Origin of the sequence: Pseudomonas nunensis (assembly GCF_024296925.1) — a bacterium.
In the GTDB taxonomy this organism is placed as follows: domain Bacteria; phylum Pseudomonadota; class Gammaproteobacteria; order Pseudomonadales; family Pseudomonadaceae; genus Aquipseudomonas; species Aquipseudomonas nunensis.
This window is the reverse complement of the sequence record NZ_CP101125.1, coordinates 6,897,697-6,912,619: the sequence shown is the minus strand read 5'-3', so window position 1 is coordinate 6,912,619 and position 14,923 is coordinate 6,897,697. Positions and strand designations below refer to the sequence as shown.

Annotated in this window: 13 protein-coding genes; 1 reads left to right on the top strand and 12 read right to left on the bottom strand. The window is 60.7% G+C overall.

Annotated features, from left to right (window positions below):
- Positions 1 to 35 precede the first annotated feature (35 nt).
- The 9 genes from NK667_RS30505 to NK667_RS30465 all read right to left on the bottom strand — a co-directional run bounded on the left by NK667_RS30505 (position 36) and on the right by NK667_RS30465 (position 11,136).
- Positions 36 to 854: a phosphoglycolate phosphatase gene (locus NK667_RS30505; RefSeq protein ID WP_054044124.1), complete on the bottom strand. Its 819-nt coding sequence runs from the start codon at positions 852 to 854 to the stop codon at positions 36 to 38.
- Positions 851 to 1,525, bottom strand: coding sequence for a ribulose-phosphate 3-epimerase (gene rpe / locus NK667_RS30500; RefSeq protein ID WP_054044125.1), 675 nt, complete (start codon positions 1,523 to 1,525; stop codon positions 851 to 853). The genes NK667_RS30505 and rpe overlap by 4 nt, the downstream gene beginning before the upstream one ends.
- A gap of 116 nt (positions 1,526 to 1,641) precedes the next feature.
- Positions 1,642 to 2,790 (bottom strand): iron-containing alcohol dehydrogenase, encoded by a 1,149-nt coding sequence (locus NK667_RS30495; RefSeq protein ID WP_054616817.1) that lies wholly within the window; start codon positions 2,788 to 2,790, stop codon positions 1,642 to 1,644.
- Positions 2,791 to 3,053: 263 nt separating this feature from the next.
- Positions 3,054 to 3,878, bottom strand: a complete 825-nt coding sequence (locus NK667_RS30490; protein WP_054616818.1) for an ABC transporter permease — start codon at positions 3,876 to 3,878, stop codon at positions 3,054 to 3,056.
- Positions 3,879 to 3,891: 13 nt separating this feature from the next.
- Positions 3,892 to 5,139 (bottom strand): ABC transporter permease, encoded by a 1,248-nt coding sequence (locus NK667_RS30485; RefSeq protein WP_054044128.1) that lies wholly within the window; start codon positions 5,137 to 5,139, stop codon positions 3,892 to 3,894.
- A gap of 193 nt (positions 5,140 to 5,332) precedes the next feature.
- Entirely contained in the window at positions 5,333 to 6,376 is a 1,044-nt protein-coding gene (locus NK667_RS30480) for an ABC transporter substrate-binding protein (RefSeq protein WP_054616819.1), read from the bottom strand.
- Positions 6,377 to 6,424: 48 nt separating this feature from the next.
- Positions 6,425 to 7,549: an ABC transporter ATP-binding protein gene (locus NK667_RS30475; RefSeq protein WP_054044130.1), complete on the bottom strand. Its 1,125-nt coding sequence runs from the start codon at positions 7,547 to 7,549 to the stop codon at positions 6,425 to 6,427.
- A 434-nt stretch (positions 7,550 to 7,983) separates the two neighbouring features.
- Positions 7,984 to 8,625: a response regulator gene (locus NK667_RS30470; protein ID WP_177328556.1), complete on the bottom strand. Its 642-nt coding sequence runs from the start codon at positions 8,623 to 8,625 to the stop codon at positions 7,984 to 7,986.
- A gap of 114 nt (positions 8,626 to 8,739) precedes the next feature.
- On the bottom strand, positions 8,740 to 11,136 hold the full coding sequence (locus NK667_RS30465; RefSeq protein ID WP_054616820.1) for a PAS domain-containing sensor histidine kinase: 2,397 nt from the start codon (positions 11,134 to 11,136) through the stop codon (positions 8,740 to 8,742).
- 73 nt (positions 11,137 to 11,209) lie between these two features.
- On the opposite strand from NK667_RS30465, the gene NK667_RS30460 reads away from it, so the two are divergent.
- A complete protein-coding gene (locus NK667_RS30460; RefSeq protein ID WP_054616821.1) occupies positions 11,210 to 12,202 on the top strand; it encodes an alpha/beta hydrolase family protein in 993 nt (330 codons plus the stop codon).
- A 145-nt stretch (positions 12,203 to 12,347) separates the two neighbouring features.
- On the opposite strand, the gene NK667_RS30455 is transcribed toward NK667_RS30460, so the two are convergent.
- From NK667_RS30455 to NK667_RS30445, 3 genes are read right to left on the bottom strand one after another with little or no spacing between them, the layout of a single operon-like run.
- Complete coding sequence (locus tag NK667_RS30455) at positions 12,348 to 13,115, bottom strand: TerB family tellurite resistance protein (protein ID WP_054044133.1); 768 nt, start codon at positions 13,113 to 13,115, stop codon at positions 12,348 to 12,350.
- Position 13,116: 1 nt separating this feature from the next.
- Positions 13,117 to 13,788, bottom strand: coding sequence for an N-acetylmuramate alpha-1-phosphate uridylyltransferase MurU (gene murU, locus NK667_RS30450; protein ID WP_054616822.1), 672 nt, complete (start codon positions 13,786 to 13,788; stop codon positions 13,117 to 13,119).
- Positions 13,785 to 14,804: an aminoglycoside phosphotransferase family protein gene (locus NK667_RS30445; RefSeq protein WP_054616823.1), complete on the bottom strand. Its 1,020-nt coding sequence runs from the start codon at positions 14,802 to 14,804 to the stop codon at positions 13,785 to 13,787. The genes murU and NK667_RS30445 overlap by 4 nt, the downstream gene beginning before the upstream one ends.
- Positions 14,805 to 14,923: the final 119 nt, after the last annotated feature.

Here is a 14,923-nt window from a genome sequence, read left to right as displayed (position 1 = left end):
TATGCAAACGCGCCGGGATACCGGCCAGGAACAAGTCAGGCGCGCCAACGCCAGCGGGCCAGGGCCTTGATGACTTTCATCCAGAGTTTGCGAGTGACCACCACGATGGGATTTCCAGCAGGGGATTGAACAGCGTCGGGCAACGTTATCTCAGCGGCCGGGTCCAGGCAACCGGGAATTAGCTTGCGCAGATCGTCGATTACCAGCGCCGGTGATTCTTCGGCAATCGGTCGGCCATGGTTGTAGCCATAACTCAGGGCCACACACTTGACCCCCGCCGCTTTCGCCGCCAGCACATCACTGCGCGAATCGCCGACAAACAACGATTGCGAGGCCGGAATGTTGGCCATTTTCATCACGAAAAACAGCGCCGCCGGATCGGGTTTCTTTTGCGGCAGGGTGTCGCCGCCGATGATCCATTTGAAGTAGCGACCGATCTTCATCTGATCCAGCAGCGGCGCGACAAAGCGCTCCGGCTTGTTGGTGATCAGCGCCATCTCGACGCCCTGCTTGTGCAGCCATTTCAGGGTGTCGCGCACGCCGGGGTAAACCACGGTCAGCTCATGGCTTTCGCTGTAAGCCTCCATGAAAATCTCCAGCGCGCCTTCGGCCTCGCCGTCATCGACCGTCGAATGGTCGATGCCACCCGCCAATGCACGGCGCACCAGTACCGGCGCGCCATTGCCGACCCACTCGCGCACCGACTCGAGGCCGGCAGGTTCGCGGCCCATCTTGAGCAGCATGTTATCCACGGCAACCGCGAGGTCGGGGACCGAATCGATCAACGTGCCATCCAGATCGAACATCACCAGTCGCGGCAGTCGCCCCGGGAACAGCTGCTCAAAGCCACTCATGGGCGAGCCAGCGCCAGTTCGGAACGCATCTTCTCGATCACTTCCTGGTAGTTCGGCGCATTGAAGATCGCCGAGCCGGCCACGAAGGTGTCGGCGCCAGCGGCGGCGATTTCGCGAATGTTGTTCACGTTCACGCCGCCGTCGATTTCCAGGCGAATGTCGCGACCGGAGGCATCGATCAGCGCGCGGGCCTGACGCAGTTTGTCGAGGGTACCGGGGATGAACTTCTGCCCGCCGAAGCCCGGGTTGACGCTCATCAGCAAGATCATGTCGACCTTGTCCATCACGTACTCGAGCACGCTCAGCGGGGTCGCCGGGTTGAACACCAGGCCCGACTTGCAGCCGCCTTCGCGGATCAGTTGCAGGGAGCGATCAACGTGTTGCGTGGCTTCCGGGTGGAAGGTGATGTAGGTCGCGCCGGCTTCGATGAAGTCACCGACGATGCGGTCCACCGGGCTGACCATCAAGTGGGCGTCGATCGGCGCGGTCACGCCGTATTTGCGCAATGCCGCGCAGACCATCGGGCCGATGGTCAGGTTGGGCACGTAATGGTTGTCCATGACATCGAAGTGCACGAAGTCGGCGCCAGCGGCCAGGACGTTGTCCACTTCTTCGCCCAGGCGGGCGAAGTCGGCGGAGAGAATCGACGGAGCAATTACGAAGGGCTGCATGACGCACCTTTTCTGAGCAGAATCACGATGGCGCGCATTGTATACCTCATGCTTTGGCGCGCGCACTGTGACCGCGATGATTGGGCCTGCCTTCAATCATTAAGTGCCGACGGGCTCTAGTACGCCGCCCGGTAGATCTTCTCGATATCGACGGCACTCAATTTGCGCGGATTGTTGCGCATCAGGCGCTCGATCCCCGCTGCTTCCACGGCCATGGCCGGGATCGCGTCTTCAGGTACGCCGAAACTGCGCAGACCCAAGGGGATTTCCACCGCCAGGCACAATGCGGTCATCGCCTCCACGGCTTTGTCCGCCGCATCGGTGGCGCTCAGGTGCGCGGTTTTTACGCCCATGGCTTCGGCAATATCCTGCATGCGCTCAACGCAGGCCAACTTGTTCCAGGTCATAACATACGGCAGCAGCAAAGCATTGCTGACGCCGTGGGCAATGTTGTAGCGCCCGCCCAGCGGATACGCCAGCGCATGCACCGCGCCGACCCCGGCATTGCCGAACGCCATGCCGGCCATCAGGCTGGCGGTGGCCATGTCTTCGCGGGCTTGTAGGTTGGCCGGGTTGGCGTAGGCCTTGGGCAGCGCCTGGGTGATCAGTTTGATCGCACCAATCGCCAAGGCATCGGTGATCGCCGAGGCATTCAGCGACAGATAGGACTCGATCGCATGCACCAGTGCATCGACGCCACTGGCGGCGGTGACACTGCGCGGGCAGGTCAGGGTCATTTGCGGGCTGACCAATGCAACGTCCGGTAATAGATAGTCGCTGACAATGCCCTTCTTCAGCTGCGCGAGCTTGTCGGAGAGGATCGCCACGTTGGTGACTTCCGAACCGGTGCCGGCAGTGGTCGGGATAGCGATCAGCGGCGGGCCTTTGCGCGGTACTTGATCGACGCCGAACAAATCTTCCAGCGCGCCGTGATACCCGGCGTAAGCCGCCACGCTTTTGGCGATGTCGATGGCACTGCCACCGCCCAAGCCTATCAACCCGTCATGCCCGCCTTCGCGGTACACGCGCATGCAGTCTTCGACGATGGCGATTTCCGGGTCGGGCAGGACGCGGTCGAATATTTCGTAGGTGCGATCACCCAGATGCGCCAGCGCCAGCTCGACCGTGCCGGACTTGACCAGCGCGGCATCGGTGACGATCAGCGGGTTATCGACATCCAGGCGAGTCAGCTCGGCGGCCAGTTGCTCGATGGCAGCGGCGCCGGTGATCAGTTTGTGGGCAATTTTGAAAGAGGAAAGACTCATGTGCGCAGCCTCTTATCGTTTGGGGAGCTGGGCACAATAGTAGCTGGGGATTGGGGTTTGTCGTTTATTCACGGCGCGAATGACCAGAGATCTCGACTACCACACAAAACCAATGTGGGAGCAGGTAGGAGCTGGTAGGAACTGGTAGGAGCTGTCGAGTGAAACGAGGCTGCGATCTTTTGATCTTGTATTTAAAAATCAAAGTCAAAAGATCGCAGCCTCGTTTCACTCGACAGCTCCTACCAGCTCCTACAGAGACCGAATCAGACCTGCGCGGTACGCAGTTTCTCGCTACGGCCACGCAGCCATTCCAGCGTTAGCAACAGAATCACCGAGAAGGCAATCAGCAACGTCGCAGCCGCCGCAATCGTCGGGCTGAGGTTTTCGCGGATGCCGCTGAACATCTGCCGTGGCAAGGTCGCTTGCTCAGGACCGGCGAGGAACAGCGTCACCACCACTTCATCGAACGAGGTGGCGAAGGCAAACAGCGCCCCGGAGATCACGCCCGGCGCGATCAACGGCAACGTCACCCGCCGGAACGCGGTCAGCGGCGAAGCACCCAGGCTGGCAGCGGCGCGCACCAGGTTGTGGTTAAACCCCTGCAACGTCGCCGACACGGTGATGATCACAAACGGCACGCCCAACACCGCGTGCACCACGATCAGCGAGAAGAAGCTGTTGCCCAGGCCCAGCGGTGCGAAGAACAGATAACTCGCCACACCGATGATCACCACCGGCACCACCATCGGCGAAATCACCAACGCCATCACCAGCGCCTTGCCCGGGAAATCACCACGGGTCAGGCCAATCGCCGCCAACGTGCCGAACACCATTGCGAGCACCGTGGCCGCCGGGGCGACGATGATGCTGTTCTTCAGCGAGCGCATCCATTCCGCCGAGGCAAAGAAGTCCTGATACCAGTGCAGCGAAAAACCTTGCAGCGGGTACACCAGGAAACTGCCGGAGTTGAACGACAGCGGGATGATCACCAGCACCGGCAAGATCAGGAACAACAAAACCAGGCCGCAGAGAATCCGCAAGCTGTAGAACCACACCCGCTCAACGGGCGACATATAAGGACTCAGCATTTCAATTCTCCCCTTAGCTCAGGCGCAGGCGACTGGCGCCCACCAGCCAGCTGTAAATCAGATAAAGCACCACAGTCGCCAACAGCAGCAGCCCACCGAGCGCGGTCGCCATGCCCCAGTTGATGCTGGTGTTGGTGTAGAAGGCGACGAAGTAGCTGACCATCTGATCGTTCGGGCTGCCCAGCAACGCCGGGGTGATGTAGTAGCCAATGGCGAGGATGAACACCAACAGGCAACCGGCACCGACACCGGCATAGGTCTGCGGGAAGTACACCCGCCAGAAACTGGCGAACGGGTGGCAGCCGAGGGAAATCGCGGCGCGCATGTAGGTCGGCGAGATGCCTTTCATCACGCTGTAAATCGGCAGGATCATGAACGGCAGCAGGATGTGCACCATCGAGATGTAGACCCCGGTGCGGTTGAACACCAGTTCCAGCGGCTTATCAATGATGCCCATGGCCATCAGCCCGCTGTTGATCAACCCGCCGGATTGCAGCAACACGATCCACGCAGCGACGCGCACCAGAATCGAGGTCCAGAACGGCAGCAGCACCAGAATCATCAGCAGGTTGCTTTGCCGCGATGGCAGGTTCGCCAGCAGGTAGGCCAACGGATACGCCAAGAACAGGCAGATCACGGTGATGACCAGGCCCATCCAGAACGTGCGGGCGAAGATGTCGAGGTAGATCGCTTGATCCGGGGTCGCCGGGGCCACTTCGCCGAGGTCGTCGATCCGGTGATCGACCGCCGCCAGCAAGTAGTAAGGCGTGATGCTGCTGGTGTTGCGCCGCACGGCTTGCCAATAGGCTGGATCACCCCAGCGCTCGTCGAGACTTTCCAGCGCTTCTTTATAAGAGGCCGGTTCGGTGGCGAACGGCAAGGCGCGAGCGGTTTTGGTCAGCAAGCTGCGGTAGCCGGCCAACTCCATGTTCAAGCGCTTGGACAAGTCGCCCAAGGTCTGGTTTTTGCGCGCTTCGGCGAGGTCTTCGCTGGCGGCTTTATAAACCGGTTCGGCTGGAAGACCACGGCCGTCCCAACTGGCGATAGCCGTCACGGTGCGCGGCATGCCGCCGACCACTTCCGGGTTACCGACACTTTTGTAGAGCAGCGCCACGATCGGCACCAGGAACACCAGCAACAGAAACAGCACCAATGGCGCGATCAAGGCTTGTGCTTTCCAGCGGTTGATCCGCTCGGCGTGCTTGAGCCGCTGCTTCAAGGTGGGGTCAGTGCCCGCGTTCAGGGGAACGGCGATAGCCATGGCGTACTCCGGAAATCTTTGATCGTTACAGAGGCGGCCAGGCCACCTCTGTTCTTGTTAGCTATACATCCCCCCTGTAGGAGCGAGGCTTGCCCGCGAAGACGTCGGCACATTCAACATTAATGCTGACTGACACACAGTCTTCGCGGGCAAGCCTCGCTCCTACAGGAGTGGATAAGCCCACGGGGTGGGCTTATTTGGCAGCCCAGGAATTGAAGCGCTGCTCCAGTTGCTCGCCGTTGTCAGCCCAGAAGCTGACGTCGATCTGCACCTGGTTGGCGATGTTTTCCGGGGTGGTCGGCATGTCTTTCAACACGTCCTTGGCCAGCAACGGTACGGCTTGGGTGTTGGCCGGGCCGTAGGCGATGTTTTCCGAGTAGGTCTTCTGCTGCTGCGGCATGACCGAGTAAGCGATGAATTTCTTCGCCGCTTCGGCTCGGGTTTTATCCAGGCCTTTTGGAATCGCCCACGCGTCGAAGTCGTAGATCCCGCCGTTCCACACCACTTTCAGGTTGCTTTCTTTCTGCACGGCAGCGATCCGGCCGTTGTAGGCCGAGCTCATGACCACGTCACCGGAAGCGAGGTACTGCGGCGGCTGTGCGCCGGCTTCCCACCACTGGATGCTTGGCTTGAGTTCATCGAGTTTCTTGAACGCGCGGTCCTGGCCATCTTTGCCGGCCAGCACTTTGTAGACGTCTTTCGGCGCAACGCCGTCAGCCATCAGAGCGAATTCCAGGGTGTACTTGGCGCCCTTACGCAGGCCGCGCTTGCCCGGGAATTTCTTGGTGTCCCAGAAATCGACCCAACTGGTCGGTGCGGAAGCCAATTTGTCGGCGTTGTAGGCCAACACGGTCGACCACACGAAGAAGCCCACGCCGCAGGGCTGGATCGCGCCTTTGACGTAATCTTCAGTCTTGCCGAACAACTTCGGATCGAGCTGCTCGAACATGTCTTCGTCGCAACCACGGGACAGTTCTGGCGATTCAACTTCTACCAGGTCCCAGGACACGCTCTTGGTGTCGACCATGGCTTTGACCTTGGCCATTTCGCCGTTGTATTCGCCCGCGACGATCTTGCCGTTGCCCGCCGCTTCCCACGGTGCGTAGAAGGCTTTGACCTGCGCCGCCTTGTTCGCCCCGCCAAAGGACACCACGGTCAGGTCCGGACCCGCCGCCATCGCGTGTGCCGCACCGATCATGCCCATGACTAAAGCGGTTAATTTCAGGGATCTCAACATTTATTGTTCTCTCCACGTGCAGGGTTGGTGTTGGTGTAGCCGGGGCGATCAATGCGCCTCTAGAAGTGGGTCGAGCGCGCGAACGTGTTCGACCTGCCAGCCAAGCGGTACCACGTCGCCCACCGCCAGCTCGGGATCGAGCTCGGCAATCGGTTGTTTCACAAAGAAGTCGGTCTTGCCGCAGACTTCCAGGCGAACCCGGACGTGGTCGCCCAGATAGATGAATTCCGCCACCCTTCCTGAGAAGCGATTGACGCAGGATTCGCTCGAACCATTGAGGCTCACGCGTTCCGGACGAATCGACAGCGTGACCGGTTCGCCGGTTTTGCCGACGTTGACCGCCAGGGCTTCAACCTTTTCGCCGCGCCCGAGTTCGACAATGCAGCGGTCGCCGGTCTGGCTGTGCAAGCGGCCGTTGAGGCGGTTGTTCTCGCCAATGAAGTTGGCGACGAAGGTGTTCTTCGGTTCTTCGTAGAGGGTGCGCGGCGGGGCGATCTGCTGGATCTCGCCCTGGTGGAACACCGCTACGCGGTCGGACATGGTCAGGGCTTCGCCCTGGTCGTGGGTCACGTAGACCACAGTCACGCCGAGGCGCTGGTGCAGGTGTTTGATTTCCATCTGCATGTGTTCGCGCAGTTGTTTATCCAGCGCGCCGAGGGGTTCGTCCATCAGCACCAGTTGCGGTTCGAACACCAATGCCCGAGCCAATGCCACACGCTGCTGCTGACCACCGGACAGCTGCGCCGGGTAACGCTGGGCGAAGGCGTCGAGCTGGACCATGCTCAGGACTTTTTTGACCTTGTCGCTGACATCGCTCTTGTTCAAGCCGCGCACAGTCAGCGGGAACGCGAGGTTCTCGGCGACGGTCATGTGCGGGAACAATGCGTAGTTCTGGAACACCATGCCGATGTCACGCTTGTGCGGCGGCACGTTGTTGATGGAACGCCCGGCCAGCAGGATTTCCCCGGCGGTTGGGGTTTCGAAACCGGCGAGCATCATCAGGCTGGTGGTCTTGCCGGAGCCGGACGGCCCGAGCAAGGTGAGGAATTCGCCTTTGCGAATGTCCAGGTTGAGGTCTTTGACGATCAGGTTCTCGCCGTCGTAGCTTTTCTGCACTCCACGAAAGCTGACCAGAATGTCATTGGCCCCTGCACTTGAATCGACCTGGCTCATACCCACACCTTTGTTGTTGATGACTGCTTGTGGTCTAAGCCTAGTGGACGCTGGGGACCACGCAAATCGGGGCGCAGGAGAGAATCGCCTCAGCCGGATGGAAGGTTGGGGGTAGGGATTGCCCTACAAGGATGGCGCGTTTGGGCAAACACAGCGGTTAGCGGCAAGCTACAAGCCACAAGAACAAGCAAAAGCGGCGTTGCTGGCATGTCGCAAATGGACATGCCGACGAGATCCCCGTAGGAGCGAGGCTTGCCCGCGAAAGCGTCAGCACATTCAACATCGATGTTGGCTGACACGCCGCCTTCGCGGGCAAGCCTCGCGCCTACAGGACTGCGTGTGTCAGACAATATTGATGTCGACTGGCATTGCCCCTTCGCGAGCAAGCCCGCTCCCACAGGGGGATTGCAGTGGGTCAGTAGCAAGCGGTGTTTTTAGAGGAGTTTGTGTTCCATCGCGTACTTCACCAGTTCCGCCAGGGAAGTGATGTTGAGCTTCTGCATCAGCCGTGCCTTGTGGGTGCTGATGGTTTTGCTGCTCAGGGCCAGTTGCTGGGCGATGTCGTTGACGTTGGCGCCCTGGGCCAGGCGTTCGAACACCGAGAACTCGCGCTCCGAGAGTAATGAGTGCAATGGTCGCGAATCGGTCAGGCCGACTTCGAAGACCATGCGGTCGGCCAGATCCGGGTCGATGTAGCGGCCGCCCGCCGCGACCTTGCGGATCGCCGTCAGCAACAGCGCCGGATCGCTGTCCTTGGTCGCATAACCCGCCGCGCCAACCTTCAATGCGCGCGCGGCCATTTGTGCTTCGTCGTGCATCGACAGCACCAGGATCGCTGGCGGATTGTTCAACGCGCGAATCCGTGGGATCGCCTCCAGACCATTGACCCCAGGCATGGAGATGTCCAGCAGCACCACTTCGCAGGGCACATGACGCAAGGTTTCGAGCAACTGCTCGCCATTGCTCGCCTCCCCCACCACCAGTAAATCCTTGGCCAGGCCAATCAACTGCTTGATGCCTTCGCGGACGATGGTGTGGTCTTCGGCTACCAGTACACGGATCACGTTGTTCTCCATTCTTGTTATGTCAGGGCCAAGATTATTCGCGAGCAGGCTCGCTCCCACACGTGCACAAAATTCCTGTGGGAGCGAGCCTGCTCGCGAAAGCGTCAGCCCAAACACCACAAACCATCAGACCTCATCCACAGGCACTCGCACACTCAGGGTCGTGCCCTCCCCCGGCTCACTCTCTAGCGACAACTGCCCACCCATGATCAACACCCGCTCGCGCATACCTACCACGCCAAACGACGTCGGCCGGCCGGTGGCGGGAACAAATCCTACGCCATCATCGCTGACCGTCAGACACAACTCGTCGCCTTCCAGCGCCAGGGTCAGTTCGACAGTATGCGCCTGGGCATGGCGCATGACATTGGTCAGCGCTTCCTGAAGGATGCGGAACAAGCCAATCGCCTTGGCATCGCTGAGCACCGGCAGATTCTCCGGCACCTGCACCAGGCACGGAATCTGCGTACGCGCCTCGAAACGCCGGGCCTGCCATTCAATAGCCGAGGCGATCCCGGCATCGAGAATCGGTGGCCGCAACGCCGTGGCCACATCCCGCACCAGTTGGAACAGTTGGGCGATCAACCGCTTCATGCTGTTCAAGCGCTCGTTCAAACCTGGGTCGAGCTGGGCGTAGGCCAATTCGCACATGGAGGTTTCCAGTTTCAACACGGTCAACATCTGCCCCAGCTCGTCGTGAACTTCCCGGGCGATGCGGGCCTTTTCCTCTTCCCGCACGCTCTCGAGGTGCGCCGACAACTCGCGCAATTGTTCCCGGGAACTGGCCAGTTCCAGCTCGATGAGCTTGCTCTCGCTGATGTCCCAGACAATCCCGTCCCAGACATACGCGCCATCCTCCAAACGTCGGGTGATGGCCTTGATCTCGGCCCAGCGCTGTTCACCCGATCGGGTCAGGATCCGCCCTTGCCACGACCAGTCGCTGTCAGTGTCCAGCGCATGATCCTGGGTCTGGTGATAACTGGCCTTGTCGTCCGGATGCACCAGACTTCGTAGTCCTTTATCGCGATGGGCCAAAGTCGCTGGCGAGTAGCCGACCAGGCTTTCGCTGCCTTCGCTGATGTAGGCAAAGTCGATTTGCCCGGTCACCGGCGCCCGCTCCAGGCGAAAGACCAATCCGGGGACGTTGGCGGCGATCCCTTGTAGTCGGGCCTCGCTTTCCTGCAAAGCAGCCAGGGCACGGCGGCGTTCGGTGACGTCATTCAGGTACACCACCAGGTATTCGCCGTCGCGAAACCGCAGGAAGCTCAACGACACATCCGCTGGCAGGATGCTGCCGTCGGCCCGCACACAATTGGTTTCGAAACTTTGCGGCCCCTCCTCGCTGGCCCGCGCGCGTTTCCACAGGTTCAGCCAGCGGTCCATGTGCAGGCCGGGTTCGAAGTCGATCAACGGACGGTCGATAATCCCGCCGGACGGATAGCCGAGCATGGTTTCGGCGGCGCGGTTGGCGTAGCGCACGTGGCTGTCCCAGTTGACCCAAAGGATGCCGACGGTGCTCTGATCGATGGAAAACTGGGTCAGGCGCAAGGCTTCTTCACTGGCCTGGCGCAGGGCAATGTCTTCCCGCGCCGCCAGCAGCCGTTGCTCCAGGCTGTGTTGCTGGCGCCGCTGCCAGAACACGATGGCCATGCTACTCAGCAACAACACCGCCAACAGCAGGCAAAGGTTTTGCCAGAACCCCGGCGACTCGGACAGTCGCGGGTATTTGGGTTGCAGCCATTGGTTGTGCAGCTGTTCCAGGTCCTTGGCCGGGATCGCCCGCAGCGCACTTTCGACGATGCCGGCCAGCTCCGGCCAGTCCCGGCGCGTGGCCACCCGCAGCAGTTGCGGCAAGCCGATGTCGCCTACGACCACCAGCCCGGCGAACTCCGGTTCTGCGGACAATCGCCCGAGTTGCGCCTCGTCGACCACCGCGTAACCGGCCTGCTGACTCAACAGCAACTGCAACGCCTGACGCTCGATAGGCACGCCTTGCAGGTTCAAATGGGGGAAGTTGCTGCGCAGGTAATCGGCGATGACGCTGGGCATGCGCACGGCGACGCGAGTCTGGCTGTCGAGTTTTTCCAGCTCCACCACACCGGTGCCCTTCTGGTCACTGACCACCAGTTGCGGCACGCGCATGTACGGATCGGAGAATTGCCAAAGCCGCAGCCCGCCGGGGGTTTGCGTCAGTCCAGGGGCGATATCGACTTCGCCTTCGCGCACCGCCGCTTCCAGTTGTTCCACGTCGGGAAAGTTACGCCAGCTGAGCTCGACTTTTAGCGCCTTGGCCAGCCATTTCATTAGCTCGACGTTGACCCCGGACAAGCGTTGCAAGCGACGATCGTATTGCGCATAGGGCGCCTGCAATACAACGCCGACGCGCAATTCGCCATGCTCGGCCAGCCATTGCTGCTGGGCCGCCGACAAATGTGCAACATGCGCCGGGGGCGCGGGTGCCGCCCAGCCCATCAAGGGAAACCACAAACAGCCGATAACCCACAGGCAGCGAAAACGCATCATTGAAGTCTCACACACTGACAAATACTGACCAACCCATTAGGCTGCCGGAATAACTTCTGGCCTGGAATATCCGATGCCCCCTGTCTCCCGCCTGGCACTGCCAGCATTGTGCCTGTCGCTGTTCCTGCCTTGCGCCTTTTCCGTCGAGGCCGCCGACCCTGCACCTGCTTCTACCGAAAAAGCCGCAGAAACAAAACCGGTGGAACGTCAGCCGCTGCTTGAGCGTAGTCAGGAAGAAGCGGCAGCACTTGAGCGAAAAATCCCTGCCCAGGAACAGCAGCAGCTTCAGGCCGGAGCCGATACGTTTCTCGCCCTGTGGAAACCGGCCAACACCGCAGACCCCAGGGGCGCGGTGATTATCATCCCCGGCGCTGGCGAGACCGTTGACTGGCCGCAAGCAATCAGCCCTTTGCGCAACAAATTGCCGGACGCCGAGTGGAGCAGCCTGAGTATCACCTTGCCGGACCTGCAAAGCGATGCCATTGCGCCACGCGTCGCCGAAGTCCCACCGACGATCAAAGCCCCTGAAACCGGCAGCAAAGACTCGACCACCGCGAAGCCTATCGAGCAGGCGGCCAGCGGTGAATCGGACGTCGCGGATAAGGCTGTCGTGGAAACTACCGAAGAACAGTCCAAGGCTGATGCCGAGCGCATTTTCGCGCGCATTGATGCCGCCATCGCCTATGCCGAACAGCAAAGTGCGCGGCGTATTGTCGTGCTCGGGCATGGCACCGGAGCTTACTGGGCCGCGCGCTACCTGAGCGAGAGGCAGCCGTCGCAAGTGGAGAAATTCGTGATGGTCGCGGCGCAGACGCCGTTGACGGTCCAACCACCGCTGGCTGAATTGACGCCAACCTTGAAGTTGCCGACTGCCGACCTCTTCTATAAGGACAAGCCGCTGGATCGCAGCGCCGCGCTGGAACGTTTGCAAGCGAGCAAGCGTTTGAAGACTTCCGCATTCAGCCAGGTATCGCTCAAGGCATTGCCGGGCAATGCCCAGGCTGAGCAAGAGCAATTGTTTCGCCGGGTGCGTGGATGGTTGAATCCGCAGCCTGTGGCGGAGTGATAGACCGAGTCGCCCTCATTCGCGGGCAAGCCTCGCTCCTACAGGGGATCTTCTGTGTGCCACAAATTGTGTGAACACCAGAGAACCAATGTGGGAGCGGGCTTGCTCGCGAAGGGGCCGTCACTGACAACACAAATACTGGCTGCTAGCGAAAATCCCGCCGCTCCTTGATCAACGTATAAGCGTTATGCAACTCACGGGTCTTGTCCGTCGCTTCCCGCACTTGCATCGCCGTCGCCCCGGAACCGGCGATCTTGTCCGGGTGATGGCGACTGAGCAGACGCCGATACGCCCGTTTGATCTGCGCCGGCTCGCTGGTGGCCGACACTCCCAATAACCGCATGGCGTCCTGATAAGTCACGGCGCTGCTGACTTGCGGGCGTTTCTGCGGTTCATAGTCATGCGCCAGCGCCAGCACCTGCTGTGGCGTCCAGCCCAGCCATTTGCCCCATTGCGCCAGCAGATCACGCTCACTGGCCCCTGCACGACCGTCAGCCCAGACCATTCGCCAACAGGCGCGCAGCACGCCTTCAGCGGCATGCGGCTGCGCACTCAGGCGCCGCAGATAGCCACGCAAACGGTCGTGCCCGGTTTTGCCACGATTGAACGCGGCAATCGCACGGCGTTGTGCCGACTCGGTCATTTCCAGTGAGCGCATCTCCTGACGGGCCTGCTGAATGTGTCCGTCCACCACGCGCCCATCGCACTTGGCCAACCGGCCGAGCAACACGAACAACAGTTCATCGTTGCGCAATACCGGCCTGCCGCCGAGTTTTTCGCGCAAATGCGCCCAGCTCTGCAATTGCAGGCGCCGGTCCAGCGCCTGCCCCAACAATGCGCCGAGCATGGCCCCCGGAATGCTGGCTATGGCAAAACCCGCTCCGGCTCCGATCAGAGTCCCTGGCCACAACATGTCAGCGGCTCGCTTCTATCAGAGTTTCGGCTTCGGCCAGGCGCTCGTAAGTGCCCACATCCACCCAATGCCCGTCCAGGCGTTCACCCGACACTTGCCCGACGGCCATGGCCTTGCGAAACAGCGGCGCCAGTTTGAATGCGCCCGCCGTGCAACCCTCGAACAGCTTCGGGTGCAGCACGGCGATGCCGCTGTAGGTCAGGGTCTTGGCATCGGGTTCGCCATCGCGCACCTGTCCGTCGACAAGAATGAAATCCCCGGCCGGGTGATGGGCCGGGTTGTCCACCAGCACCAGGTGAACCGACCCGGCAATCGGTTGGCGCAGGGCGTTGAAGTCGTAATCGGTCCAAATATCACCGTTGACCACCACAAACGCCTCGTCTCCGAGCAACGGCAAGGCACGGAAAATTCCGCCACCGGTTTCCAGCGGCTCACCTTCCGGCGAATACTGAATGCTGACGCCGTAGCGCGAGCCATCGCCCAGGTAGTCTTCGATCTGTTGACCGAGCCAGGCGTGGTTGATCACGATCTCGCTAAACCCGGCCGCCGCCAGGGCGCGCAGGTGATACTCGATCAACGGTACGCCGCCGGCACGCACCAGCGGTTTTGGCGTGGTCAGGGTCAGCGGACGCATGCGTTCGCCTTTGCCCGCAGCCAGAATCATTGCCTTCATGCATTGGCTCCAGCACGCAGACTGGCCAACAACACGTCCAGCTCCGCCAACTCGGGACGACGGGCAATCACCGCGTCTATATAAGCAAAGAAGCGTGGCACGTCGGCCAGGTAGCGCGGCTTGCCGTCGCGATGACAGATGCGCGCGAAGATGCCGATCACTTTCAAGTGACGTTGCACGCCCATCAGGTCGCTGGCACGGTGAAACTCGTCGAAGTCAGGCTGAACCGGGATGCCCAGTGCGCCGGCCTGCTGCCAGTAATCCTGCAACCAGGCGTATACGCGTTCTTCGGGCCAGCTGAGGAATGCGTCCTTGAACAGGCACGTCACGTCGTAGGTCACCGGACCATAAACCGCGTCCTGGAAATCCAGCACGCCGGGATTCGGCTCGCTGAGCATCAGGTTGCGCGGCATGTAGTCGCGGTGGACCAGTACTTTTGGCTGAGCCAGGGCGCTGTCGATCAACAGTTCAGTAACTTGCTGCCAGAGCATTTGCTGCGCGGCGTCAAACTCGATGCCCAGCTCATGCTTTACGTACCACTCGGGAAACAGTTCCAGCTCGCGGCGCAGCAATGCCACGTCATAACTAGGCAGCGGCGCCACCATTGGCAATTGTTGAAATGCCAACAGTGCCTGTAGGGCATCCTTGAACAAATCGTCGGCATTTTCGCTGTCGATCACGTCCAGATACGTCTTGTTGCCCAGGTCATTGAGCAAAAGAAAACCGCGTTCGAGGTCTTCGGCATAAATTTTCGGAACATTTATTCCCGATTTCGCCAGCAGAAAAGCGATATCCACGAAGGGTTTGCAGTTTTCCTGGGGCGGCGGAGCGTCCATCACGACGAAACTTCTGCCCTCGCCTTCCCAGCGGAAATAGCGCCGGAAACTTGCGTCGCTACTGGCCGCGGTCAACGTGGCCGGGGGAACGGCGCCCCAGCCTTGCTCGGCAAAGAGGGTCGCCAACTGCTCATCGAGCCAAACTTTCAGGTGTTGCAAGCGTACATCTTGGTCAGGCATTACAAGGGTCTCCGACGGCGCTAGCCGTCAAGCGGGTCATGCTTTATTATCCAGCATCTTTTTCAGACCATCGAGAGGCGTGCGGCCCACACCGCGGGCAGATGGCACGCAGGAAGCCC